Origin of the sequence: Rhodopila globiformis, assembly GCF_002937115.1 — a bacterium.
GTDB lineage: Bacteria > Pseudomonadota > Alphaproteobacteria > Acetobacterales > Acetobacteraceae > Rhodopila > Rhodopila globiformis.
Genome location: NZ_NHRY01000272.1, coordinates 86,624 through 112,626 on the forward strand (window position 1 = coordinate 86,624; position 26,003 = coordinate 112,626).

Below are 26,003 nucleotides of genomic sequence, written 5' to 3' on the forward strand. Positions count from 1 at the left end.
TGATCGGTTGTTGTCCACCGCCAGGAAGCCACGCCAGCCGTCCCGGCGCAACTCAGCGCTCGGACGTGGCGCTCGGCCTGGGCTTTGGCAGCGCCTTGCCGCCCGCCGACTCCCGCGCCTGGTGCAGCAATTCGCCGCAGCGCGCATCCTGGGCCGCGGACGTGCCGAACTGGATCGTCGGCAGGATCGCCAGCGGCGCGAACAGCACCGCCAGCCCGGCCGCCGCCCCGGCCCGCGCGGCGACTTCGGCGCCCGGCCGGATCGACGGGTCCTTGAACGTGCCGCCGATGTGGATGCGCGTCGGCAGCGAGCCGATGCTGAAATGCTTGGAATCGGTCTTGAACGACAGGTCGATCGCCTCGTCGCGCAGATTGACGTCGCCGCCGACGTTGGTGATCGCCTCGCCGGTATCCAGCGTCATCACCCTGAAATCCAGGATCCCCCGCTTCAGCAACAGATCGCTGACGAAGCACTGCACCGCCGTCTTCTGCGGCATCCCCAGCGCCGACAGCAGTGCCTTGCCGAACTCCAGCCCTGTCAGGTCCACCAGCAGCGCCGACAGGTCGCCGCCGGCCATCGCCATCTTCATCTCGCCGTTGCCGTTGCCCAGCAGCGACGCCACCGAGTCCCCAGTGCCATCGATCGCGCCGACGCCGCTGATCGTCCCGGCGCCCTGGAACGTGTGCGTCGCCTGCATCAGCCGCGAGACGCTCAGGTTCTGCATCCGGATATCGGCACGGGCGTGCACGTTCCTATCGGACACCGGCACCAGGTCCAGGTCGGTGATCAGCCGCCCCTTGCCGACGCCGAAGCTGGCCGGATGCACGTTGATCGCGCCGTTCACCACGTCCGCCACCACCGTCACGTCGTCCAGCGGCATGCTGCGTCCGACGATGTGGTCGCCGTGGAACTTCACATGGATGTCGGCCCACTTCAGGCGCGGCACGCTGATCCGCTTGTCCGGCAGCAGCCTGGGGCTGGCGTTGGCTTTCGCGATCTCCCGCCTCTGTTCCGGCGTGGCATGCGCCGTGTCATGCGGCGTCGCGCCCAGGAAGCCGGCGAAATCCGTCAGGTCCACGCGGTTGGACCGCAGGTCCATCGTCACCTCGGGCTTGTACTTGCCGTTTTCCTCCTTGGCGCCGGGCTTCATCACGATCGTGCCATGCATGTCGGAGTTGCCCACGCGCCCCCGGAAATCATTCAGGCGAATGGTATCCCAGCCTTCCAGGTCAACCTTGCCGGTCATGTCGTACGGCGGAGTCGCCGGGATCGGGATTCCTGCCAAAGGCTCCAGCAGCCCCATGTCCGGGCCATAAAACCGCACCCGGACGTCGGCGCCCTTGAACGCCACCGGTTCCTCCACCGTGCCCTTCACCTCCACATGGGTCGGGCCGTTTGCCATCTTCAGGTCGATCGGCCAGGGATTCGACTTGTCCCGCAGCGACAGCAGCGCGCCGCCGACCATCGTCCCGGTGATCGGCTGGTTCGCATAGGTGCCCTTGGCCTCGGCGACGAGCTTCGCGTCACGGCCTTCGCCCCGGGTATCGACCTGCACGGTGAAGTTGGATTTCAGCTTGGGCACCACGGCATGCACAGTGCCGTCGCTGATGCGCAGGTTGCCGATTTTCACGTTGCTACTGCTCTTGCTGCCACCCGAACTGGTCGCCAGGCGGAAATTCGCCTCGCCGTCCTTGGTTTCCGCGACAAAGAGCTTCGGGGTGTCGATGGCGACCAGCGGCACCACCAGGCCGCCGCCATGCAGGTAGCGGAACACATCCGCCTGGATCGTCAGGCTCTTGATCGACGCCAGCGGCGGATCGCCCTTGTCGGGCCAGTCCGGCGGGTTCGCCACCACGATGTCATCGGCGACGACCTGGATGAACGGATCAAAGCGCACATGCAGATGGCCGATCGTCACCGGCCGCCCGATGGCAGCCGAGGCGCGGGATTGCACGATGGGAATGAACCAGTCCCAGTTCCAGACCGCCACCAGGATTCCCAGCAGAACGATCGGGACGCCAAACCAGGCGAGACGCCGTAGAGTCCGGGGATTTGCCATGCCGCCGAAACGGCAATCTCCGACCGGAGGTTCCCTGTCCGGCCATATTAACTGCGCGATCATGTTCGCGACCGGCCGGACCCCGCCAGGCTTGAAGTGGCCGGATTCCTGCTGGACTGAGGCGTTCGGCGCGCCGTCCGTGCCGCCCTCCGGCCAAAGTGCGCCCGTGTGCATGCCGGCCTGTAACCGGAAACCGCGTCGAGCGATCCGTTATACCAGCGGCCCGCAATCGGGCAGACGCATGGCAGCATCGGCACAGGCCTGCCCGGAAGCGTACAGGCCGCATGATGGAGAGGGGCTGCGCTGCTTCGTCCTCGAAGGGCCTGAAAATCACTCGGCTTACTGCTCGATTCGAAGGACTAACGGCATATGTCACAGGAGGTTACAGCAAACCGCAAGCCGGTTGAGAGACCGAGCCGGATCGGCAGCGACAGCCCGTGGAGGCACGGGTGCCGTCGCCCGGGCGGGCAGGGTTTGCACCCATGCGGCAACGGGCTACGGCGTCGGGGCCAACCGGCGATGTCGTGCTGGCGGAAAATCCGCGGATTTCACCGCAGTCCCCCTGGCCGCGTGCGGCCACCACGATGGATGAAAATGGCAGCCGCCGTTGCCCTTCCGTCATGGCCGGGCGTGTCCCGACCGCATGCACAGATCTCGGAAACGATGCGCCACCTGCGGCGAGCGGGGCCCTAGTACAATCATCCGCCCGCCTGGACGGCGCCTTGTACCCCGGTATCTTGGCGTCTTGGCGTCCGGGCGTTGAACAGGAACCATGCTGCCGTACCGGCCGGGATGGGCGCGCTACATCGGTGGTCCGTGCGGTGGAGAGCGTCGATAAAATGCCAAGACGCCAAGTTCATGGCCGCCAACCTGCTACAGCAGACCGCAGGTCGGTTGGGACACGACTTCGGGTGGGGTGCTCTGCCCCCATCGTCATGGCGGGCCGCGGGCCCGTCATGACGATGAAGGAACGCCGTCGTCCCGTCCCCAACTGACCTGCGGTCTGCTGTCGCTGCCGCAACCAAAGGCATGACAGGTGGCCGCGCGCGCCCCTACGGGATGCACACATCCCGGAAACGAGTCGGAAATGACCGCAAAATCAAGTGCTTGCCTCACGGCCGAGAGCGTTCCCCGATCGTCATGGCCCGGCTCGTCCGGGCCACCTATTCCAGCACGTGTGCCGCGACAGGTGGCCCGGACGAGCCGGGCCATGACGAAAGGGAAACGCAGCGGCGGACCGTTTCCAAGATGTGTGCATTGCGTAGCGCGCGCCCGGGCCATGACGGTGAGGTGATGACCCTGCGGAACCATATTTTCGAAGCAGTCCTACTGGCCGCACCGTCATGTGGTCCGGACAGGCGCTCCGGCCACAGCCTGAAAAGAGCGATGCCACCGCTGTATTCCCGCAAGCGGAGTCCCAACCGTCCCGCGCTACGCTGCAGCAACTTGGACTCCGGCCAGGAGTCGATCGATTGTCAGGCTCCGACCCGTTCACACCCCTTCGTGGCCTTTGGCGGTCCTCCGTCGTCCTCCGTGTTGAAAATCAGCCGGCGAGCCAGGCTCCGCCGCCGCCTTCGACCCGCCCACGGCGGTCGTGCCGCCCCTGCCGCACAGGCGGCCCCATTGGCGGATTATCCGCCAGCACGACATCGCCGATCGGCCCCGCCAGCGGCGCGGTCCGCTGGTGCAAGCCGTGACCCCTGCGGCATGACGAGGCTCGCTGCCTGGATCCTGGCACCAGCCTGCCCCCTGCCCTCGGCATCCTGTTTCCGTGCGCCACGACCGCGCCCCTGCGTCGCCTGTCCATCCCGACCGGATCAGGCGACCCGGTCGCCCAGGACATGCTCCAGGTAGACACGCCGGACGATCACCATCGCGGCAACCGCAAGCGGCGTGCCGAGAACGATGCCGAGCACGCCAAACAGCGCGGCCGCGACCGTCATCGCGATGATCGTCAGCGCCGGCGGCAGGTGCACCATGTGCCGCTGCACCAGGGGCGCTATCACATAGCCTTCGATGACGTGGCAGCCTGTGAAGATGACGATCACCCAGACCACCGCCATCCACCCGTTCGCCAGCGCGACGAGCACCGCCGGCACCGCGGCGGCGAGCGCACCGAAATACGGCACGATGGTCAGCAGGCCGGCCAGCACCGCCAGCGCGAACGGCGCCGGCACGCCCAGGAAATACAGCCCGATGGCGGACAGGATGCCGACCGCCAGCATGTCGACCAATTGCCCGAGCAGCCAGAACCGCAGGTCATGGCCAAGCTCGTCCATGACCGAGCGCGCCAGCGCGCGGTGCCGGAACGGCACCAGCCGCACCACGCCGTTCACATACAGCGCCGGCGCGATCGCCAGGTACAGGCTGACGACGACGACCACGAAAATGCTTCCCAGCACGCCCAGCGTCAGGCTGGCGAAGGTGAAGAGATTGCCGAACAGCTTCCGCGCGATGCCCGGCACGCTGGGAAGATGGCCGGTCACCGCCCGCCCGGCCGCCGTGTGGCTGTAATGCTCATGCAACGCCTGCAGCGTGCCGGACAGCCGCGTGACGAGATCGCCGAGTTGTCCAACCACCGCCGGGCCGACCCAGTAGGCAGTGGCCAGGCTGGCAAGTGTCAGCAGCACGATGACGATGCCCAGCATCAGCCCCGGCGGCGCATGCAGCCATGCCGCCAGCCGATCGGCCGCGCCGCGGATGGCGGTGGCGATCAGGCAGGCGAGGAACAGCAGCAGCAGGACGTCGGACAATTGCCAGATCAGCACGGCGGCGGCGCCGGCCAGGATCACCCGCCAGGCCGTGCCGCGCATCGCCATGACGCCGTCGCCTCGCCATTGCGGGCGGTCGCTGCCGCCTGGTTTCGATGGGGCATCAGGGTTCATGGGGAAGCTGCGTGCCAGGATCGTGGATAACCGTTCCATCAAGCGCCGCCGGTGAAAATGGTTCCGCCCGGTCCGCCGGTTTTGTGATCGTGCCTGCCGCGGACGATCATGGGCCGATGTGTCCGGCGTGTTCGCGGCGGGAACGTCGCGCCGCATCGCCACCGCAGCCGACCGTCGCCGCGCCGCGTCATGGCAGGCGCCGCGGGGCCTCAGTCGTCGGCCACCGGCTCGTTCTTGTTCGACGGCTTGAAGGGCGCCAGCAGCCGCAGCGTGGCGGCGGTGAACAGCGCGATCACCAGCGCGACGTCATAGCTGCCAAGCCCGACGGCCACGCCGATGGCGCCCGTTGCCCACAGGCTGGCCGCGGTCGCCGTCCCATGCACGGAGTCGCCCTGCTTCAGGATCGCGCCGCCGCCGATGAAGCCCATGCCGGTGATCACGCCGGCCACCACGCGGGTCTGCTCGGCGGGCGAGGAATGCACCAATTGCTCGGTTGCCTGCACGAACCCGCACGCCGCAATTGCGACCAGCGGGAACGTGCGCAGGCCGGCGCTGCGCTCCGAGCGTTCACGGTCCCAGCCAATCGGCAGCGCCATCCCGTAGGCCGCCGCCAGCGCGGCAAGGTGGGGAAGGATATGGGAACCATCCAGCACGTTCGTTCCAAAACCGGCAGGCCCGCCGCGGGCTGACCCCGCGACCGCGGTGCGCCCCGATCAATTCGATGTACAGCCGATGAACGGACAGGCCGCCATCCGGTTCATCTGTCGCGATATTGTTGCTGCCAGGAGGCTGGATGACCGGCGCCATACCCATCGGAACCATGCCCATCATCGTCTTGCCGGAGCCGGTCCGATGACCGCGCTGCTCGAGGACTACGCGCTGATCGCCGATCGGCGGACCGCGGCGCTGGTCTGCCGCAACGGCTCGATCGACTGGCTGTGCTGGCCGCGGTTCGACAGCAACGCCTGCTTCGCCGCGCTGCTGGGCAACGAAAGCAACGGCCGCTGGCGGCTCGCGCCGACCCAGCCCGGGCGCGTCACAAGGCGCTACCAGCCCGACACGCTGGTCCTGGAGACGGATTTCGAGACCGCCACCGCGGCGGTCCGCGTCATCGACTTCATGCCGCCGCCGCACACCGGCCCGTCCGCCCTGGTGCGGCTGGTCGTCGGCCTGCGCGGACAAACCGCGATGCAACTGGATGTCGACCTGCGCTTCGACTACGGCCGGGTGCCGCCCTGGATCGAGCCGTGCGACGGCGGCTTCGTCGCGCGCATCGGCCCCGACCTCGCCGTGTTCCGCGGCACGGTGCCGGTGGAATTGCGCACCGGCGGGGCCGCCGCCGGCTTCGTCGTATCGGAAGGCGAACACGTTGCCTTCGCTTTGCAGTATGGCGATTCCTGCGCCGAGGCGCCGGGCGCCATCGACGCGGACGCCGCCTTGCGCGACACGCAAAGCGACTGGCGCGACTGGATCGCCCGGTTCGACAAGCCGACGCACTGGCCGGACGCGGTGCGGCGCTCGCTGCTGACGCTGCGGGCGCTGATCTACGCGCCCAGCGGCGGCCTGGTCGCCGCGCCGACCACCTCGCTGCCGGAAAAGCCCGGCGGCACCAGCAACTGGGACTACCGCTTCTGCTGGCTGCGCGACGCCACGTTCACCATCAGCGCCCTGCTGAACGCCGGCTACCACCAGGAAGCGCGGCAATGGCGCGACTGGATCCTGCGGGCGCTGGCGGGCACGCCGTCCGAGCTGCGGATCATGTACCGCGTGGACGGCTCACGCCACATGTACGAATCGAACCTGGACTGGCTGCCCGGCTACCGCTGGGCGCGGCCGGTGCGCATCGGCAACGCCGCGGCGGCGCAGCGGCAGATCGACGTGCTGGGCGAGGTGATCGACACCATGGACCTGTCCGCCCGGGCCGGGCTGGCGCCGTCGACGCAACTGCAGCACGTCGCCCGCGCCATCGCCGAGCGGATCGAGGCGATCTGGCAGGAACCGGGACAGGGCGTGTGGGAATCACGCGGCGAGGCGCGGCAGTACACCTACTCGAAGGTCATGGCCTGGGCGGGGGTTGACCGTTTCATCCGCAACAAGGCGCTGCACGACGCAGCCGAACCGGATGTGCTGCGCCGGCTGGAGGCCCTGCGCAACCGCATCCACCAGGAGGTCTGCGCCGAAGGCTATCATGCCGGCCTTGGCACCTTCGTGCAGCATTACGGCGGCCAGACGCTGGACGGCAGCCTGCTGCTGATGCCGCTGGTGGGATTCCTGCCGGTGGACGACCCCAGGATGGCGGGCACCATCGCGGCCATCGAGCGCGAGCTGATGCACGACGGCCTGGTCTGGCGCAAAAGCCCCTCGGGCGGCGAGCCGGAGGGCGCGTTCCTCGCCTGCTCCTGCTGGCTGGCCGACTGCCGCAGCCTGCAGGGACGCGACGCCGCCGCGCGGGAGGCGTTCGAGCGGCTGCTGGCGGTGCGCAACGACGTCGGCCTGCTGTCGGAGGAGTACAACCTGCGCGGCCGTCACCTGTCCGGGAATTTCCCCCAGGCGCTGAGCCACCTGGCGCTGGTCACCACCGGGCTTGGCCTGTCCGGCCCGGTGCTGCAACGCGGCGGCGGTTGACCGGCGTTGGCGAAAGGGAAACAAAATCTCATGTCGGGTCCATGTGACGCAACCTGCATCGGATCGTTCCAGGATGCATCAACCATGGAGGACAACCATGAACAGGATGATGCTTGCTGCCACGGCCGCGCTGGCGTTCGGTGCGTTTGCGTCCGCCGGGCCGGCTGTTGCGCAGTCCGGCACCGATAACGGGGCCAATGGCACCGGCCACGCGACAGGCATGATGGCAACCAATGCCAGCGGCCAGTCATCGGCCCGGCAACTGGTCAACGACGCCACCCCGGTGGTCCGGAAGATCGAGGCCGATCACCGCTATGACCGGCTGCTGAAGCAGGCCAAGGGCATCGTCATCATGCCGAACCTGGTGAAGGGCGCCTTCCTGGTCGGCGGCCAGGGCGGCCAGGGGGTCCTGCTGAAGCGTGACAGCAATGGCACCTGGAGTGACCCGGCGTTCGTGAGCCTCGGCTCGGTGTCCGTGGGCGCGCAGGCCGGCGGCAAGGCCGGACCGGCGGCCCTGATCCTGATGACCGACAAGGCCGTCAACGACCTTACCCGGGCGAACAGGTTTTCCCTGGGGGCCGGTGCCGGCCTGACGATCATCAACTATTCGGCGCAGGGACAGGTGTCTGCCGGAAAGAGCGATATCGTGGCCTGGTCCGAACAGCGCGGTGTTTTTGCCGGGGCGGACGTCAATGGCGCCGTCATCACCCAGAACACGGCTGAAGACAAGGCATTCTACGGCAAGCCGGTGAACGCCAGGGAAATACTGGCGGGCCAAGTCCGCAATCCACAGGCCGACGCGCTGAAGTCCGCGCTTCCGGCGTAGCCAATCCGCGGCGGTTCGATGGTCCGGGGTAACGCGTCCCGGGGCAACCGGTCCCAGCACCTCGCCTGGACGGAATGTGGGCGAGAGGTGGATGCCGGCGACAAGAGTCGCGCGGAGGAGGGTTACTTTTCCATCGTCATGACCGGGCGTGTCTGCAGAGGCGCTGATCGGGTGTCCCATCGTCATGGCGGCCGAAAGGCCGCCATCCATGCTTGGCGGCGCCGATATCGACTAAAGGCGTGAACGGTGGGCCTTCTACCATGACGTGGTAGCAACGGCCGTGCCGCCCTTCCATCAAGTTGGCACCCATCGGGGCACCCCCGGCCATGACGGAGGGGCAAGGGACACGATTACCCTCAAGCCACGGCGCTGCCGTCCCCGGCCGCTTCAGCCTCGGGCGGCGCATCCGGGGCCGCCACAACCGGCAGGAAGATCGTCGCCGTCGTGCCTTCCCCCGGCACGCTGGCCAGGCGCAGGTGGCCGCCCGACTGGCGGGCGAAGCCATAGACCTGCGACAGGCCCAGGCCGCTGCCCTTGCCGGCTTCCTTGGTGGTGAAGAACGGCTCGAACACCTGCGCCAGCACCTCCGGCGTCATGCCGGTGCCGGTGTCGCTGACCGCGACGCTGACGAACCACCCGGGGCTGGCGTCCGGATTGCCGATCAGGTCCTCGGCCGCCAGGGTGGCGGCGCCGGTGGTGATGGTCAGCGTGCCGCCGTCCGGCATGGCGTCGCGGGCATTGATCGCCAGGTTCAGGATCGCCGACTGGAAATGCGCCGGATCGGCCATGCAGGCCGGCACCGGCGTGTCGCGCCGGATGCGGAACCCGACGGTGGCGCCCAGGGTGCGGTGCAGCAGCGGCTCGAACTCGGCCAGCAACTGGTTGACGTCCACCCGCTCGGTGCGCAGCGACTGCCGCCGCGCGTAGGCCAGCAGGCTGCCGGTCAGCTCCGCCCCGCGCTGCGCCGCCTGCTCGGCGGCCTCGGCATAGCGCACCACCTTGCCGTTGTCGCCAGACAGCCGCCGGATCAGGTTCAGGTTGCCGACGATGACCTGCAGCAGGTTGTTGAAATCATGCGCCAGGCCGCCGGTCAGGTGGCCGATGGCCTCCATCTTCTGCGCCTGGTGCAGCGTCGCCTCAATGGTGCGGCGCTCCGCCATCTCGGCGCGCAGCTGCTGGTTGGCCTGGCTCAGCTTCAGCCGCTGCCGCTTCAGCGCCTGGTGCAGCCGCAGGCACTGGCCGAACGCGCGGTGCGAGCGCAGGCAGGTCAGGCACAGCGAGACGGCGAAGATCACCACCATCAGCGCCGAGACGAAGTGCGAGGGGCTGCGCTCGGTCAGCAGGCCGACGGTCAGCGGCAGGCTGGCGGGTAGGATGAAGGCCGCCGCGGTGGGGAAATGCGCGGCGTTGACGGTGGTGGCGCCGGCGCACATGCCGCCAATGACGAAGGCGACGAACAGCTGCGTGGTCTCGGCGGCCGGGAACATTGCCACCAGCCCGACGCCCCACAGCAGGCCGGTGGCCAGCGCGCCCAGCACGCTGACCCGGCTCCAGCGGCGGATCGCGGCGCCGGCGGGGGCGCGGCGGAAGAAGACCCGCCGCAGCCACAGGCGCACCGCCGCAAGCACGAGCACCACGGCCACCCAGCCCATCAGCACGCCGGACGCGGTCGCCGGCGCCAGGACGGCGGCGGTCAGGATGGCGTTGATCACCGTGACCGAGACGGTCAGCGGCAGTTGCTGGAACACCGACTGCAGCCGTTCGGACTCGATCAGCAGACTGTCAGGGTCGGACAGCATCGCCCACTCCGGACCGGAGGCGGTGCTGTACCAGTTGCGCTGGGGCGTATGCAAGCATACGGACGCTATTGCTGCGATGCAGCGTCCATATTTGGCCGGTTGTGGTCAGAAGCGGATCTTCACCCCAAGGCTGCCGGTGTTGGCGGCGTCGCTGTAGGTGCCGGTGATGCCACCACTCTGGATCGGCGCCGACGGGACGAAGACGTGGGCGTAGGCCATCTGCAAGGTAATGGCCGGCGTCACCTCGTACTGGGCGCCGAGGCCGATGACGAAGTGGTTGGCGTCCGGAATGCGCGAGGTGCGGTTGTTGTCGGTCACCGGGCTTTGGTCGAAGCCGGCGCCGCCCTGCAGCATCAGCGTCCTGGTCGCCTGGTAGTTGGCGCCGGTGAAGATGCCGACGGTGTCGCGCCAGTTCTCTGCGATGGTCGAACCACTGGCGAGGGGACTGGTCGGCACGATGACGATGTTCTTCAGCAGCGACCAGTTGGTCCAGACGATGTCGGCCAGCAGTGCCAGTTGCGGCGTCGCCTGCCAGTAGGCGCCCAGGGAGGCGCTGTCCGGCAAGGTGATCTTGGTGCTGGCCGGCGAGTTCTGGGCCGCCAGCAACGGTGACAGAAAGCCCAGCGCCGGCGGCACGAACACCGACTGAGTGCCGGAGATGTTGTGCTGGATGCGGCTGCGGTAGTCCAGGCCGAAGCGCAGGTCGGGCGTCGCCTGGTACATCACGCCGAGGTTGAATCCGGCGCCGACATCCTGGCCGTGCAGGTCCGCCACCGGGTCGCCGAGGGCGTTGAGGCCTGGTAGAAACGGCTGCACCGCCTGGGTCAGCCGGGCACTGAAGACGTCGATCACCGGGCCGCCGCCGATGGACCACTGCTGGTTGATCTTGTACGCGGCGGAGATCGTGAAAGCCTCGTCGGTGATCGAGGAAACCAGGCTCTGGTAGCGGCCGACGAAATTGCCCGGGTTGGCGACACGCTGGCCGAACGGCGCGTCGGCGCCGAAGCCGAGCTTGAAGTCGGGGGAGAGGTTCCAGACCGCATAGACGCCGCCGGTGGCCGCCGACTGGATCAGGTTGCCGCCGGTGGTGCCGGCGACCGGCGCACCGAATCTGTCCACAGCGGAGCCGGAGAAGTTGATGCTGGGGAAGATGCCGTTGAGCGAGCCGTCGATTTCATTCTGGTTGAGCCGTACCATCCCGGCCGGGTTGCTCCAGACGGTGGACGCATCATAGCCCTTCGCGGTGTCGCCGGCGAAGGCGTTGGCCATCCAGTCGGCGCTGCCTTCGCGCAGGGCGAAGCCGCCGGCCTGGGCCGGCTGGGTCCCGGCGATGAGCAACGCCGTCATGGCGCCGGCGGTGGCGGCGCCCAGGACGCCGCGCTGAATTGCTGTACGCATGTGGATTCATCCTCCCGCCTGGCGGATGGGTTCGATTCTGTCGGGGTTGTCCGCGCGTTGCGCGCAGCGCCCGTGTGTTACATGCCGAAACGGTTGCGCTATCGCAAGACGCGGCGACGGCTCCGATGACGGTTCCGGCGGATTGGCGGCGGGGTGATGCAAAAGGTACCGCTGCCGGGAGCCCCCTATGTATCCCCTATGTATAAGGACAGCGGGGGATGGACCGGAAAAGATCTGGCGCCGGTCCCGTTGCTCCCCCGGTGTCCCGGCCCGATGTACGCCAGCGGCGCACGGCTCTGCGCCTTCTCGGCCGGTCGCGGGTTTCCCTGGCGGTCAACGCCTTGCCGGACGACACAGCCGGAAGCAACAGCCACCCGGCGGGACACACCGTCACGGAAGAATTTTGTTTCGCAGTCTTTTGCGAAAAACCTGGACCCATCTTGTTGCGGCGATATAAATATTCTGCCGGACGTCGAGAAGGAGATCATCCCGTCCGCCGAACCACGCCTGGTCCGGGACCCTCCGTGGCGGCCTCGCGATGTCACCTAGTTGCGAAAATTCACAGCACCAGGGCTACTTCGTATGACTGATGAGATGCACGTGCCCGCGAATGCCGAAGCCGGCGAAGCAGCCCCCGGCGGAGGGCGCGGTGCGCTGCCCCTGCCGCCAAGGCTCGACCTACCCTATGCGAAAACACTCCGCGAGCTGGTGCTGGCACGCCTGGCTGTCAACGATCTCGTCCTCGACGCCACGGCCGTCGAGTGGCTTTCGACACCCTGCGCGCAGGTGCTGCTGGCCACCGCACGGGCCGCCGAGGCGCATTTCCGCATCGTCGGACCCTCCGAGGCATTCCGCCAGGCCGTGTCCGACCTCGGGCTCGACGGCGAACTCCGCCAATGGATGAACTGACATGGCCAAGCGAATCCTGACCGTGGACGACTCCAAGACCATGCGCGACATGGTCTCCTACACCTTGCGAAAAGCGGGATTCGAGGTGAACGAGGCGGAAGACGGCAAGAAGGCCCTCGCCGTGCTCGCCGGCGGCCGGTTCGACCTCGTCATCACCGACCTCAACATGCCGGTCATGGACGGCATCACCCTGATCCGCAACGTCCGCGCCGGATCGCAGCACCGCGGCGTGCCGATCCTGATCCTGACCACCGAGGCTGACGGCGTGAAAAAGGCCGAGGGCAAGGCCGCCGGCGCGACCGGCTGGCTGGTCAAGCCCTTCAGCCCGGACAAGCTCGTCGACGTCGTGCAGCGGGTCTGCCCGTAAGGAGCCATGCCAGTGAACCCGTTGGCACAATTCCGCCAGACCTATTTCGAGGAATGCGCCGGCCTGCTCGAGGAGATGCAGGCCGGCCTGGAAGCGCTGGCCGACGGCGCAGGGGATGACGAAACCCTGCATGCCGTGTTCCGCTGCGTCCATTCCATCAAGGGCGGCGCCGGGGTGTTCGGCTTCGACGCCCTGGTCGCGTTCTCCCACCTGTTCGAAAGCCTGCTCGACCAGCTGCGCGACCACCGGGTGCCGCCGAACCGCGACGTGCTGCAGGTCCTGCTGCACGCCGGCGATGCGCTGGCGGACATCGTCGCGGCCGCGCGCGACGACGCCACGCTGCCGGAGGACTTCGCCGCCGACGTGACCCAGTCGCTGCGCGCGCTGCTGGAAGGCACGAGCGCCGCCACGCCGGCGCCACACACACCACACCCCACCGAAGCGTCGCAGCCGGGCGAGCGGCACCGCTACCGCATCGTCTTCACGCCCCGCACCGAACTGCTGGAGCGGGCGAACGAACCTCTGCTTCTGATCCGCCAGTTGCAGCGCCTGGGCGACCTGGCAGTGGCGGCGGACACTTCCCGCCTGCCCCGGCTCGACGTCATGGAGCCGGAAGCGGCTTATCTGAAGTGGATCTTCACCCTGGACACCGGCGCAGCGGAAGGCAGCATCCGCGACGTGTTCGAGTTCGTCGAGGACGACTGCGACCTCACCATCGAACGGGTCGCGCCGGCCTCGACCGATGCGGCCGTCGCCGTGGAAGCCGCGCCGCCGCCGAAGGGCACCGGCGAAGCCCCGATCGCCCACACCGTGCTGGCCCAGTCGATCCGGGTCGATGTCGAGAAGCTGGACCGCCTGGTCAATCTCGTCGGCGAGATGGTGATCACGCAGGCCATGCTGACCGAGGAAAGCCAGACGCTGCCGACGGACCGCTATCCGTCGCTGATCAAGGGCATCGAGGCGCTGGCGCAGAACGCCCGTGAACTGCAGGACAGCGTGATGGCGATCCGCGCCCAGCCGGTGAAGTCGGTGTTCGCCCGCATGCCGCGCGTGGTGCGCGACCTTGCCGCCAGCCTGGGCAAGGAAGCCCGCATCGTCATGACGGGCGAAACCACCGAGATCGACAAGACCGTCATCGAGCAGTTGAACGACCCGCTGACCCACATGATCCGCAACGCGCTCGACCACGGCATCGAGCCGCCCGAGGAGCGTGTCAAGGCCGGCAAGCTGCGCGTCGGCACCATCCACCTCGCCGCCGCGCAGCGCAGCGGCCGGATCATCATCGAGGTGTCCGACGACGGCCGCGGCATCGACCGGGACAAGGTGCTGGCCAAGGCGCGCGAGCGCGGGCTGGTCGCGCCGGGAACGCAGCCGGGCGACGACGAGATCGACAACCTGATCTTCCTGCCGGCGTTTTCCACGGCGGAAACGATTTCCAACATCTCCGGCCGCGGCGTCGGCATGGATGTCGTCAAGCGCAACGTCCAGTCGCTCGGCGGCCGCATCGACGTGACGTCGAAATTCGGCAGCGGCTCGCGCTTCGTCATGTCGCTGCCGCTGACGCTGGCGGTGCTGGACGGCATGGTCGTATCCGTCGGCCGGCAGACCTATATCGTTCCGCTGACCGCGATCATCGAGAGCCTGCGGCCCAAAGCCGCCGACATCCACCGCGTGGTCGGCCGCGGCGACGTGCTGGCGCTACGCGGGGAATACGTGCCGCTGACCTACCTGCACCGCTGCTTCGCCATCGACCAGGCCATCACCGACCCCTGCCGCGGCATCGTCACGATCGTACAGAGCGAAGGCGCCGGCCGCGTCGGCCTCGTCATCGACCAGTTGCTGGGCCAGCAGCAGGTCGTCGTGAAAAGCCTGGAAGCGAACTACGAGCGGGTCGAGGGCATCAGCGGCGCCACCATCCTGGGCAACGGCCGCGTGGCGTTGATCCTGGATGTCGCCCGGCTGAACGAATCGGCGAACGGCAGCCGATCGGCTCCGGCCAACGAGTGGTTCGACGCGGACGCGCTGGTGACGGCTTAGTCATGATTTCAACGGGACAGGATCAATGCAACTGACCAAGGATGCGGCGGCCGCGGCCAGCGCGCAGGACGACCTGCGGCGGCAGATGGACGGCGGCGACACGCAGCAGTTCATCACCTTCCGCATCGGCGACGAGGAATACGGCATCGACATCATGGTGGTGCGCGAGATCAAGGGCTGGGCGGAAACCACCATGATCCCGAACGCGCCCTCGCACGTGCGCGGCGTCATCAACCTGCGTGGCGTCGTGGTGCCGATCTTCGATCTGCGCGCGCGTTTCGGGATGGGACTGACCGAGACGACGCGGATGCACGTGGTCATTATCGTTGCGACCGGGAAGCGGATCGTCGGGCTGCTGGTGGACGCCGTGTCGGACATCATTTCGGTCAGCCCGAGCGCCATCCGGCCGGTGCCGGAGATGGGCCTGCCCGCCAACGATCATTTCCTGGAAGGCCTGGTGGCGCTGGACGACCGCATGGTGACGCTGGTTGCCCTGTCCGGCCTGTTCGGCCAGCAGGCAGCGCCGGCGGGCGGACACGCCCCGGACGGCGACGGTTCCGACGCGCAAAAGGCCGCCTGAGCGGCAAACCCACACTGTATTGCGAATTCAGAAGGATATAGCGACATGCCAGGTGCCGACGCCAAGGTGCAAGAGAAGCCGGTCCCCGCCGCGAAGGCCCCGGCCCGCGGGAAGCGGGCGAACGGCGCGGCCCCCGTTGCCGCCAAAAGCGCCCCCGCCGCCGCGAAGGCGGCCGAACGGCGTCCGGCGTATGACGATGCCGCCGCGCAGGTCGCGGCGATCCATCGCTCGCAGGCGATCATCGAGTTCGCCATGGACGGCGCGATCCTGACGGCGAACAAGAATTTCCTCGACGTGCTGGGCTACACGCTGCCCGAGATCCAGGGCCGCCACCACAGCATGTTCTTGGAACCGGCCTATCGCGACAGCGACGACTACCGGCAGTTCTGGGCGGCGCTGAACCGTGGCGAGTTCCAGGCCGCCGAATACAAGCGGATCGGCAAGGGCGGCAAGGAAGTCTGGATCCAGGCCAGCTACAATCCGATCCTCGACAACAATGGCAAGCCGGTCAAGGTGGTGAAGTTCGCCACCGACGTAACGGCCGTGAAACTGCGCAATGCCGACTTCGAAGGCCAGCTTGCGGCCATCGGCAAGTCGCAGGGCACCATCGAGTTCACGATGGACGGCAAGGTGCTGAACGCCAACGCGAACTTCCTGAACCTGCTGGGCTACAGCCTGGAGGAGGTGCGCGGCCAGCACCACAGCATGTTCGTCGATCCGATCTATCGCCAGAGCACCGACTACCGCCTGTTCTGGGAAAAGCTGGCGCGCGGCGAATACGACGCCGGCCAGTACAAGCGGATCGGCCGCGGCGGCAAGGAAGTCTGGATCCAGGCCAGTTACAACCCGATCATGGACCTGAACGGCAAGCCGTTCAAAGTGGCGAAGTACGCGACCGACATCACCGAGGCGGTGATGAAGAACGCCGACTTCAGCGGCCAGATCGAGGCGATCAACAAGGCGCAGGCGGTCATCGAGTTCAGCATGGACGGCAAGGTCCTGCGCGCCAACGATAACTTCCTGAACACGCTCGGTTTCACGGCGAACGAAATCGTCGGCCAGCACCACAGCATGTTCGTCGATCCGGCCTATCGCCAGAGCCACGAGTACCGCCAGTTCTGGGACAAGCTGGGCAACGGCCAGTACGACGCCGGGCAATACAAGCGCATCGGCAAGGGCGGCAAGGAAGTCTGGATCCAGGCCAGCTACAACCCGATCCTCGGCCCGGACCGCCGGCCGTTCAAGGTGGTGAAGTATGCCACCGACGTCACCGCGCAGGTGAACGCCACCGCGATGATGCAGAGCGCCGTGCAGCAGACGCAGGAAGCCGTCGGCGCGGCGAAGGACAACGACCTGCGCCAGCGCATCCCGCTGGAGGGCAAGACCGGAGACGTGGCGCACCTGTGCGAAGGCGTCAACGGCCTGCTCGACACCATGTCCGCGATGGTTGGGGAAATTTCCGAGTCGGCCTCGACCCTGCGCAACGCCGCGCGCGAAATCGCGCAAGGCAACACCGACCTGTCGCAGCGCACGGAAGAACAGGCCGCCAGCCTGGAGGAAACCGCGGCCAGCATGGAAGAGCTGACCAACACGGTGCGGCAGAACGCGGAAAACGCCCAGCAGGCCAACAAGCTGACGTCCTCGGCGTCCGAGGTCGCGATCAAGGGCGGCAGCGTCGTGGCCGAGGTGGTCCAGACGATGGACGGGATCACCCACGCCAGCCGGAAAATCGCCGACATCATCGGCGTCATCGACGAGATCGCGTTCCAGACCAACATCCTGGCGCTGAACGCGGCGGTCGAGGCGGCGCGGGCCGGCGACCAGGGACGCGGCTTCGCGGTCGTTGCGGCGGAAGTCCGCAACCTCGCACAGCGCAGCGCCAACGCGGCGAAGGAAATCAAGGCGCTGATCTCCGACTCCGTGGCGAAGGTGGAATCCGGGTCGCGCCTGGTCGATACCGCCGGCAAGACCATGGAGGAGATCGTGCAGTCGGTGCGGCGCGTGACCGACATCATGGCCGAGATCTCCGCGGCGTCGCAGGAACAGCGCGGCGGCATCGAGCAGGTGAACGGCGCCGTTACGCAGATGGACAAGGTGACCCAGCAGAACGCCGCCCTGGTCGAGGAGGCGGCCGCCGCCGCCAAGTCGATGGAAGACCAGACCGACGCGATGGCCATGATGGTTGGCCAGTTCAAGCTGTCGGAGGCTTTCCAGTCGGCCCAGCCGCAGCCGGTGGCCACAGCCCGGCCACGTCCGGAGCCGGCGGCCCGGGCCGTCAAGCCGACCGCAACGGTGACGGCAAAACCGGCCGCCGGCGCGGATGCGGCCCGCACGCGGCGCCCCGCCACGGCTGAGCCGGCGCGCCGCGCCAACGGCAGCCTGAACGGCAGCGGCGACGCCGACTGGAAGCACTTCTAGGGCAAGGTGCAGGAAGGTTGGGATGCGCGGTCGTTGCCCTGTCGTCATGGCGGCCGAAGGGCCGCCATCCACGCCTGGCGATGCTGATATCGGCAAAGGCGTGGATGCCGGGCCTGCGCCCGGCGTGACGATGGAGGCTCCGTCTCAACCTTCGTGTGGTTTGTCATGGAACACGATCGGCCTGACCGGTTAGCGCAACGATCCCGGGCTGATGCAGTTGCTCGCGAAACATGAGCCCGCGCGTTCCCACCCTGGGTGGGAACGTTCGGGCCAGGACCAGGCGGATGCCGTTGCCGTAACGGTTCGGCATGCGTCCGGTTGACGCGCGGAGGCGCGGATGGCGATAAAATACCAACTCGACGACCGCGACTTCCGCAAGATCGCCCAACTGGTGCGGGACAAGACCGGCATTGTCGTCGACGAGCGGAAGCGCGCCTTCGTGCAAAGCCGCCTCGGCCGCCGCCTGCGCGTGCTTGGCCTGGACGATTTCACCGCCTATTGCCAGGTGCTGGACGACCCGCAGGCCGGCGAGGCCGAGCAGGCCATGCTGGCCAACGCGGTCACCACCAATTTCACCAGCTTCTTCCGCGAGCCGTACCATTTCGACTACCTGGCGACGGCCGTCCTGCCGGCGATCCTGGCGGGGGCCAGGGAACGGAACCACCGGCTGCGCATCTGGTCCGCCGGCTGCTCCACCGGCGAGGAGCCCTATTCTCTGGCGATGGTCCTGTGCGAGCACCGGCAGAAATTCCGCGACTGGGACTGCCGCATCCTGGCGACCGACCTGGACACGAACGTCCTGGCCCACGCCGGGGCCGGGATTTACGACGCCGAGCGCACGCCGTCGATCCCGTCGGATCTGCAGCGGCACTACGTGACGTCCGCGGATGACGGCCAGATCGCCATCCGCGATCTGCCGCGTTCGCTGGTCACCTTCAAGCAGCTCAACCTGCTGGGGGACTGGCCGATGAAAGGGCCGTTCGACGTGATTTTCTGCCGCAACGTGACCATCTACTTCGACAAGCCTACCCAGCGGACGCTGCTCGACCGGTTCGCGCGCATCCTGCGGCCCGACGGCTGGCTGTTCGTCGGTCATTCCGAAAGCCTGCTGAACCTGACGGACCGTTTCCACCTGGTCGGGCGAACCGTGTACCGGAGGATCCGGTGAGCCTCCAGACCCTGCCCGCCGAGCGCGCCCGGACCTACCGCGACCCCGACTTCGACGCCGTTGCGGTCAAGATCTTTCCCGGCGAACACTACGTCACGGCGAACCCGGACGAGATGCTCGTCACCGTCCTCGGGTCGTGCGTTGCGGCCTGCATCCGGGACCCGCTGGTCCGCGTCGGCGGAATGAACCATTTTATGCTGCCGGAAGGCCGGACGGACGGGTGGAATACCACCTCGGCCAGCCTGCGCTATGGCAACGTCGCCATGGAGCGCCTGATCAACGACATCCTGGCGCACGGCGGCCGGCGGCGACGCCTGGAGATCAAGGTGTTCGGCGGCGGCAACGTCCTGCCGGGCAGCGCCAACATCGGCCACCGCAATGCCGATTTCGTCGAAGCCTACCTGGCCGCCGAGGGATTGCCGATCGCGGCGTCGCATTTGCGCGGCTATCTGCCGCGGCGTATCCATTACTTTGCGGTAACTGGCGAAGTGATGCTGCTCGAACTCCAGCGCACCGCCGACCGCGCGCTGATCGCCGAGGAAACCCGCTACAAGTCGAGGCTCGTATCCGAACCGGTGTCCGGCTCGGTCGAATTGTTTTGAGGACATCCGATGCCGCAAACCCGCGTTCTTATTGTCGACGACTCCGCCCTGGCGCGGCGGATGCTGAGTCACGTGCTCGGCTCGGACCCGTCGATCGAGGTCGTCGGCGCGGCGCCGGATCCCTATGTCGCACGCGACATGATCAAGACGCTGAACCCGGACGTCGTCACCCTGGACGTCGAGATGCCGCGCATGGACGGCCTGGCGTTCCTGGAAAAGATCATGACGCTGCACCCGATGCCGGTGGTGATGGTATCGTCGCTGACGCAGAAGGGCGCCGACGTGGCGCTGCGGGCGCTTGAGATGGGTGCGGTCGATTACGTCGCCAAGCCAACGATCGGCATTGAGGACGGGCTTTCCGCCATGAGCGGAGAAATAGTTGCCAAGGTGAAGCAGGCCGCGCGCGCCCATGTCCGGCCGCTGTCGGGCCAACCCACGCAGCAGGTGCGGATCACCGGCACGTTCGCCTCCTCGGAACGGCTGATCGCGGTGGGCGCGTCGACCGGCGGCGTCGAGACGCTGCAGCGCTTCCTGATCCCCTTCCCGCCCGACGCGCCCGCCATCCTGATCACCCAGCACATGCCGCCGGTGTTCACCGAACGTTTCGCCAGCCGCCTGAACGACCTGTGCGCCGTCACCGTCACCCAGGCCGAGGACGGCGAGCGGGTGCTGCCGGGACACGTCTATATCGCGCCCGGCGCGCGGCATCTGGAGCTGGCGCGGTCCGGCGCAAACTATGTCTGCCGCCTGACCGATGCGGCGCTGGTTTCCGGCCACCGGCCCTCGGTCGACGTGCTGTTCCGCTCGGTCGCCCGGGCCGCGGGCGCCAACGCGGTGGGCATCATCCTGACCGGCATGGGCAACGACGGCGCCGCGGGTTTGCTGGAAATGCGGCGCGCGGGCGCCTCGACCGTCGGCCAGGAGGAGGCGTCCTGCGTCATCTACGGCATGCCGAAGGCCGCGTTCGAGTGCGGCGCGACCGAAATCGAAATGCCGGTCGAAAGGATGCCGTCCCATGTCCTGCACTGTTGCCAGGCAACGGTGCGGCGCGCGATCCGGGTGTGACATGTTCTGGTTCAGAAAGAAAAACGACGCCCCGCCGCCCGAGCCGATGCTGCCGGCGACGGCAGCGCCCGCGGCATTGTCGCCGCCGCCAGTGGAGGCGCCGTCCGCGCCGCAGGTCGACCTGTTGCGGCAATGGATGTCCCTGGCCGAGCTGCAGCAACGGGTCATCCATACCCTGGCCGCGGAAGTGGCGCACACCTCGGCTTTCGTGGAGACCGAGGCGGATTCGCTCAGCCAGCGCTTCCGCGCGCTTGCCGACGGGGCGCAGGAGCAGACGGACCGGGTCGACACGCTGACCTCGCTCGCCGTCGGCATCGACGTCGACGGCAAGGTCGTCACGGTCGACGAGATCGCCCGGCTGCTGGAGGACACTCTTGACGACGTGGTGGCGAAGATCCTGCTGCTGTCGAAGGAATCGATGTCCATGGTGTACGCCCTGGACGCGCTGAACGGCAACGTCCGGCGGGTCGAGGCGTGCCTGGAGCAGATCGACACGATCAATCGCGTCACCCAGATGGTGGCGATCAACGCGCGCATCGAGGCGGAACGGGCCGGTCAGGCCGGCGCGACGTTCCGGGTCGTGGCCGACGAAATGAACCAGCTCTCGAAATCGATCCGTTCTGTCGCCATGTCAATGCGGGACGAACTGATGGCGATCTGCGGCTCCATCGAGCGGGGCCATGTCACCCTGAAGCAGGTCGCGACCGTCGACATGTCGTCGAACATCATGGTCAGGGAACGGCTCGACACGCTGCTGCCCGCCCTGGTCCGCCGCAATGACGACATCAGGTCGGTCATCGCCGAGGCCGCGGGCGGGGCCGGCAGCATATCCGCCGACGTCAGCGGCATGATCACCGGCATCCAGTTCCAGGACCGGACCAAGCAGCGGCTGGAACATGTCGTCGACACGCTCAATGTGGTGTGCGAGGCGTTCCGGGACGTCATGGGCAGCACCCGCGCCGCCGCGCCGGAACTCGCCGCCGCGCGGGAACCGGACGTTACGTGGGTGAAGAATTTGCTGTCCCGCTTCACCATGAGCGAAATGCGGGAACGTTTCGTTGCCCACGTCCTGGATGGCGAGCCCGTGGAATGGCCCGAGGACAGCGGCACGGCGGAGGCCGACGATGGCGGCTCGATGGAACTGTTTTGAGGACGCGCGGCATGCGCTTTGACTATGACGCCGGTTCAGGCTGCTTTGCCATGACCGGAGAGTTCACCTTCGCCGATCACCCGATTTTCCAGGGCGTCCTGACGCAGATCGGCGACGGACGGGACCGGTCGATCGTGTTCGACGTATCCGGCCTGTCGTTCATCGATTCCGCCGGCCTGGGAATGCTGATCCTGGCGCGCGAGGAGGCTCGGAAGCTGGGATCGACGATCCGGCTGCGCGGTCCGCGGGGACAGGTGAAGCGGATCCTTGCGGTGACGAAATTCGACGCGCTGTTCCCGGTCGAGGCATAGATGCCGGTTGCCCGCGCGGAGCAGGCCGGATGCGCGCGCTGGGACGGGATGTCCGAGTTGTCGCTGGCGGAAGCATTGCGCCCGCCAGCCGTGTTCTGCGCGGAAGCCGGGGCAGGCGGAAAGGTCCCTGCCCCTCGCCGGAACGCCGGCCATTCGCTTGGCCTTGTGGTCACGGCCAGGTCGGCTTTCATGTATCCGATCGCCAAGGTGTTCGTCGCTGCGCTGGCGCAACGGCTTCCGCTTTGTCCCGGGCAGAAGGATCAGATCCATATCGCCCTGCATGAGGCGGTGGGAAACGCCGTGCTGCATGGCAACCTGGGCGTCGGCTCCGATCCGTTCGACAGTCCGGCGGGACTGGCGGCCATGCGGCACATGATCGACAGCCGCCTTGCCTCCGACTGCCTGGGATTGAGCGGCATCCGGCTGGATGCCGGCTGGACCGCCACCTTCCTCACCATTGCTGTCCGCGACAGCGGCCGTGGATTCCAGCCCACGCACGACCAGCGCCCGTCCGGCGAGACAAGCTGCAGCGGCCGGGGCCTGTTCATTCTGCACGCGTTGTGCGACCGGGTCCGTCATTTCGCCAGCGGCACGGGCGTGATGCTGGCCTTCGTGCTGTGAAATTCTGGTGGCATCGCCTGGCGTCGCGCGGGCCATCCTGGCGATGGTGGCGCAGACCCGGCGGCGGCGGGGCGCCCGGTTCCGCGGGCACGCAGTGTCGAACCGGCGGATGGGCGGCCGACGACAGCGGATCATGGATGATATCGAAAGGCGAAAGTATCGGCCGCGAGCTGGCCGGGCAACTGGCGCCCGGCGGCCTTGAGCGGCGGGGCACGGCACACGAGACAAACGATTGGATCTGGGAAACCGACACCCAGCTGCGTTGGACGTTCGTGTCGAAGCGCTTTGGCGACACCTCCGGCGTTCCGTGGGAGGCGCTGCAAGGCGGCGGATTGGACGGCCTGGTGGCGCTGGGCTTCGATCCGGCGGGCATGGAGGAATTGCAGCAAACCATTCGAGAGCGCAACATCTTCCACGCCGCGGTCCATCGCGTGCTGCTCGGCAACGGGCAGACGCGCTACTGGCAACTGAGCGGCGTGCCGTTCTTCGATCCCGGGACCGGCGCATTCGCCGGTTATCGCGGATTCGGAACGGATGTGACCGCGCGGATCGATCGCCAGGCGGCGCTCGAGGCCGCTTTGCTGCGGGCGGAACAGGCCGAGCACGAGGCGCGCCAGGCGACCGCGCGGCTTGCCGACGGCATCGAGGCCGTGCCGGAAGGTTTCGTTCTGGTCGACGCCGCCGATCGGCTGGTCCTCTGCAACAGCACCTTTCGCGACATGTATCGGCTGCCGGCCGAACTGACCGTGCCAGGCGCGCCGTTCGAGGATCTGCTGCGGCGGCGGGCGGTGCTGACCGATCTGCAATCCAGCGGGCTGACCGCTGAACAGTGGGTGGCCGCCCGCATGCGCAGCCACCGGATGGCAACCGGCGACCGGACGGAGGAGCACCTGGTTGACGGCCGCTGGATCCAGATCAACGAACGCCGCACCAGCGACGGCGGCACGGTGGGCATCCGTGTCGACGTCACCGAAGCGCGCCAGCGGGCGCTGCTCGAACGGGAGCGGGAACGAAATACCGCCGAACTGAAAGCGGCCCGCTCGATGCAAGGCGCCCTGCTGCCGTCCCGGCTTCTGCAGCGGCAGGTCGGCGCGCAGGCCGGCCTCGACATCGCAGGCTGCTGCGCCAGCAGTTCCGAACTCGGGGGCGACCTGTGGGGGCTGAGCGCGCTCGACGATCGGCAGGTTGGTGTCTATATCGTTGATTTCAGTGGGCACGGTGTTACCGCGGCACTGAACACGTTTCGGTTGCACACGCTGATGCACGAGCTGCGATCCCTTTCGCTCGACCCCGCGCATCTTTTGGTCGAATTGAACGCCCGCCTTGTGGCCCTCTTGCCGATCGGCAATTTCGCAACGATGTTTTATGGCGTCATCGATCCGGACCGCGATGCGATCACCTATGCCTGCGCAGGCTCGCCGGCGCCGATCATACGCAGCGGCAGCGGTTGTTGCTGGTCGTTGCTCGACAGCTCCGGCTTGCCGCTAGGGGTTACCCCCGATGCAAACTACGAAAACCGTGCCGCCCGGTTTGGCCCGGGTGGCGTTCTGTTGCTTTACAGTGATCTGTTGACCGAGGTCCGGAATGCCCGGGGCCACCGCGCCGGCGATGCGGCCGTTCTCGAACTGATCCCGGGCGCCATGGATGAAGCCTCCGCGGAGGCCGTGGTCGAGCGGATCTGCGCGCCGTTCCTCGATCAGCCCGAGACGTTGCTGACCGACGACCTGACCACGATCTGCATCAAGAGATAACACGCGGCCGGATATCATACCAGGCGCCCGACATTCTGACACGTTGGCACTGGTCTCTCATCGTCATGCCGGGCGAAGGCCCGGCGTCCATGCCTTTAACTGTATATCAGGACCGCAAGGCGTGGATGGCGGCCCTACGGCCGCCATGACGGGTGGAGCTGTCCGTGCCAAACAGTCAGAAATTCGGGCGCCTGGTGTCAGGCGCACATGCTGCCGCAGACACCGGCAAGGGTGTCAAGTAGCACGTCCTCCTTGAAGGGCTTGCTGACGCACGGGACGTCGCGGCAGTTTGCCGGCGCCGACAGACTGCCGCCGAAGCCGGAGAGGAAAAGGAAGGGGATGCCGCGCTCCTGCAACAGGGCCGCGACCGGCCAGACGGCGACGCCGTCCAGGTTCACGTCCAGCACCGCGGCATCCAGCGTCTCGTCCGCCGCCAGCCTCAGCGCCGCTTCAAGCCGGCTGGCGGGGCCGACGACCTGGTAGCCGGCGTCGATCAGTGTTTCTTCGGTATAAAGCGCGATGAGCGCCTCATCCTCAACCAGCAGGATACGTTTCGCGCTCATGCGGCAAGCCTGACGGGTTCGCGGTGAATAAAGATCCAGTAGCCGCCGTTGCTGGCGGACTGGGCACGGACAAACAGTTCCCGGTCACGGTCGTCGAAGTCGCCGACAAAGGAAAACGAAATGTCGAGCGTGCCGGCCTTCAGCGCCTTGTCGATGCGTCCTTTGAAGTAGCCGTTGTTCATGCACGGCGCGACATCGACGAAAAACAGGCGCCCATGCGACGGCCGGTCCTGGTAGCCGGACTGCTGCGCCTCGGTTTTATTGTAAACTCGCACCAATCCGTCGGGGTCCAGGCCGATGACGCCGAATGGCAGGCGATCGATGTCTTCCCGGGACAGAGCCTCGACAGCCCCGGCAAGATCGAGGGTTTCAAAATCCGGCAGCATGGAACCTTTCCCGATTGATCAAAGCCGCGTCTCGCAACAACCTTGCGCAACCGTTTCCAATAGCATAAAATAGCGTAATTGCTATGAAAGCCTCTGTCAAGCAGCCCTGGGAAGAAGATTGATGCCACAAACACGCCAATCGCATCAAACCGTGGCAAGCTTGGCCAAGGCGCTCATCCGGCTGAGAGCGCAATCCGGGCTGACACAGGCTCACGTCGCCGTGCGCATGTCAACCACGCAGACCGCGATCGCGCGCCTGGAAAGCGGGCGGCTGAGCCCCAGCATGCAAACCGTGCAGAACTATGCCCGCGCCAACGGGTATTGCCTGGAAATCGGATTCATCCGCACGCACGCTGCCGAAGCGAAAACCGGCTGCATCCTGGTCGTCGACGCCAACGGGCAGCCGCAAGCCGATCGGCGGAGCCCGGATCGCCAGGCCTTGCCGGAAGCTTGATGCCAACCGGCAGCGAGACTTATCGTTGC

Annotated in this window: 23 protein-coding genes; 15 read left to right on the forward strand and 8 right to left on the reverse strand. The window is 67.2% G+C overall.

All coding sequences use genetic code 11. The annotated features are described in order from the left end of the window. Positions 1-52 precede the first annotated feature (52 nt). The 4 genes from CCS01_RS31170 to CCS01_RS31180 all read right to left on the reverse strand — a co-directional run bounded on the left by CCS01_RS31170 (position 53) and on the right by CCS01_RS31180 (position 5,597). A complete protein-coding gene (locus CCS01_RS31170; RefSeq protein WP_158258709.1) occupies positions 53-2,059 on the reverse strand; it encodes an AsmA family protein in 2,007 nt (668 codons plus the stop codon). 1,543 nt (positions 2,060-3,602) lie between these two features. Beyond that, the gene (locus tag CCS01_RS34090; RefSeq protein ID WP_158258710.1) at positions 3,603-3,749 is read right to left on the reverse strand and encodes a hypothetical protein; all 147 of its coding nucleotides are present in this window, start codon (positions 3,747-3,749) and stop codon (positions 3,603-3,605) included. A gap of 127 nt (positions 3,750-3,876) precedes the next feature. Continuing rightward, complete coding sequence (locus CCS01_RS31175; protein ID WP_158258711.1) at positions 3,877-4,944, reverse strand: AI-2E family transporter; 1,068 nt, start codon at positions 4,942-4,944, stop codon at positions 3,877-3,879. A 209-nt stretch (positions 4,945-5,153) separates the two neighbouring features. After that, a complete protein-coding gene (locus CCS01_RS31180; protein WP_204848483.1) occupies positions 5,154-5,597 on the reverse strand; it encodes an MgtC/SapB family protein in 444 nt (147 codons plus the stop codon). A gap of 199 nt (positions 5,598-5,796) precedes the next feature. Here CCS01_RS31180 and CCS01_RS31185 point away from each other — a divergent pair, with 199 nt between their 5' ends. After that, positions 5,797-7,569: a glycoside hydrolase family 15 protein gene (locus CCS01_RS31185; protein ID WP_104522973.1), complete on the forward strand. Its 1,773-nt coding sequence runs from the start codon at positions 5,797-5,799 to the stop codon at positions 7,567-7,569. Continuing rightward, on the forward strand, positions 7,529-8,395 hold the full coding sequence (locus CCS01_RS31190) for a lipid-binding SYLF domain-containing protein (protein WP_146102059.1): 867 nt from the start codon (positions 7,529-7,531) through the stop codon (positions 8,393-8,395). Before CCS01_RS31185 ends, CCS01_RS31190 begins: the two co-directional genes overlap by 41 nt. 356 nt (positions 8,396-8,751) lie before the next feature. On the opposite strand, the gene CCS01_RS31195 is transcribed toward CCS01_RS31190, so the two are convergent. Next, complete coding sequence (locus CCS01_RS31195) at positions 8,752-10,194, reverse strand: ATP-binding protein (RefSeq protein WP_104522977.1); 1,443 nt, start codon at positions 10,192-10,194, stop codon at positions 8,752-8,754. Between the two features lie 105 nt (positions 10,195-10,299). Further along, entirely contained in the window at positions 10,300-11,592 is a 1,293-nt protein-coding gene (locus tag CCS01_RS31200) for an OmpP1/FadL family transporter (protein WP_104522979.1), read from the reverse strand. 582 nt (positions 11,593-12,174) lie between these two features. Between CCS01_RS31200 and CCS01_RS31205 the strand changes: the two genes are divergently transcribed. The 12 genes from CCS01_RS31205 (at position 12,175) to CCS01_RS31260 (ending at position 24,571) form a co-directional block, all read left to right on the forward strand. Continuing rightward, a complete protein-coding gene (locus CCS01_RS31205; RefSeq protein ID WP_204848484.1) occupies positions 12,175-12,501 on the forward strand; it encodes an STAS domain-containing protein in 327 nt (108 codons plus the stop codon). 1 nt (position 12,502) lies between these two features. Continuing rightward, a complete protein-coding gene (locus tag CCS01_RS31210) occupies positions 12,503-12,868 on the forward strand; it encodes a response regulator (protein ID WP_104522983.1) in 366 nt (121 codons plus the stop codon). Between the two features lie 12 nt (positions 12,869-12,880). Continuing rightward, complete coding sequence (locus tag CCS01_RS31215; protein WP_204848485.1) at positions 12,881-14,905, forward strand: chemotaxis protein CheA; 2,025 nt, start codon at positions 12,881-12,883, stop codon at positions 14,903-14,905. Positions 14,906-14,930: 25 nt separating this feature from the next. After that, positions 14,931-15,485 carry a chemotaxis protein CheW gene (locus tag CCS01_RS31220; RefSeq protein ID WP_239992469.1) on the forward strand — a complete coding sequence of 185 codons (555 nt, stop codon included), beginning with the start codon at positions 14,931-14,933 and terminating at the stop codon, positions 15,483-15,485. A 45-nt stretch (positions 15,486-15,530) separates the two neighbouring features. Next, positions 15,531-17,903: a methyl-accepting chemotaxis protein gene (locus CCS01_RS35840; protein WP_104522987.1), complete on the forward strand. Its 2,373-nt coding sequence runs from the start codon at positions 15,531-15,533 to the stop codon at positions 17,901-17,903. Between the two features lie 337 nt (positions 17,904-18,240). Next, positions 18,241-19,071, forward strand: a complete 831-nt coding sequence (locus CCS01_RS31230) for a CheR family methyltransferase (protein ID WP_104522989.1) — start codon at positions 18,241-18,243, stop codon at positions 19,069-19,071. After that, the gene (cheD, locus tag CCS01_RS31235) at positions 19,068-19,673 is read left to right on the forward strand and encodes a chemoreceptor glutamine deamidase CheD (RefSeq protein ID WP_104522991.1); all 606 of its coding nucleotides are present in this window, start codon (positions 19,068-19,070) and stop codon (positions 19,671-19,673) included. Before CCS01_RS31230 ends, cheD begins: the two co-directional genes overlap by 4 nt. 9 nt (positions 19,674-19,682) lie before the next feature. Beyond that, the gene (locus tag CCS01_RS31240; protein WP_104522993.1) at positions 19,683-20,738 is read left to right on the forward strand and encodes a protein-glutamate methylesterase/protein-glutamine glutaminase; all 1,056 of its coding nucleotides are present in this window, start codon (positions 19,683-19,685) and stop codon (positions 20,736-20,738) included. 1 nt (position 20,739) lies between these two features. Next, positions 20,740-21,888, forward strand: a complete 1,149-nt coding sequence (locus CCS01_RS31245) for a methyl-accepting chemotaxis protein (protein ID WP_204848486.1) — start codon at positions 20,740-20,742, stop codon at positions 21,886-21,888. Between the two features lie 11 nt (positions 21,889-21,899). Then, complete coding sequence (locus tag CCS01_RS31250) at positions 21,900-22,199, forward strand: STAS domain-containing protein (protein WP_104522995.1); 300 nt, start codon at positions 21,900-21,902, stop codon at positions 22,197-22,199. Between the two features lie 48 nt (positions 22,200-22,247). Continuing rightward, a complete protein-coding gene (locus tag CCS01_RS31255; protein ID WP_275112988.1) occupies positions 22,248-22,820 on the forward strand; it encodes an ATP-binding protein in 573 nt (190 codons plus the stop codon). A 137-nt stretch (positions 22,821-22,957) separates the two neighbouring features. Further along, positions 22,958-24,571, forward strand: a complete 1,614-nt coding sequence (locus CCS01_RS31260; RefSeq protein ID WP_104522999.1) for a SpoIIE family protein phosphatase — start codon at positions 22,958-22,960, stop codon at positions 24,569-24,571. Positions 24,572-24,768: 197 nt separating this feature from the next. Here the strand turns inward: CCS01_RS31260 and CCS01_RS31265 are convergent, their stop codons facing one another. Further along, a complete protein-coding gene (locus CCS01_RS31265; protein ID WP_104523001.1) occupies positions 24,769-25,134 on the reverse strand; it encodes a response regulator in 366 nt (121 codons plus the stop codon). Continuing rightward, positions 25,131-25,520 carry a hypothetical protein gene (locus tag CCS01_RS31270; RefSeq protein WP_104523003.1) on the reverse strand — a complete coding sequence of 130 codons (390 nt, stop codon included), beginning with the start codon at positions 25,518-25,520 and terminating at the stop codon, positions 25,131-25,133. The genes CCS01_RS31265 and CCS01_RS31270 overlap by 4 nt, the downstream gene beginning before the upstream one ends. A 160-nt stretch (positions 25,521-25,680) precedes the next feature. Between CCS01_RS31270 and CCS01_RS31275 the strand changes: the two genes are divergently transcribed. Then, the gene (locus CCS01_RS31275; RefSeq protein ID WP_239992470.1) at positions 25,681-25,974 is read left to right on the forward strand and encodes a helix-turn-helix domain-containing protein; all 294 of its coding nucleotides are present in this window, start codon (positions 25,681-25,683) and stop codon (positions 25,972-25,974) included. Positions 25,975-26,003 lie beyond the last annotated feature (29 nt).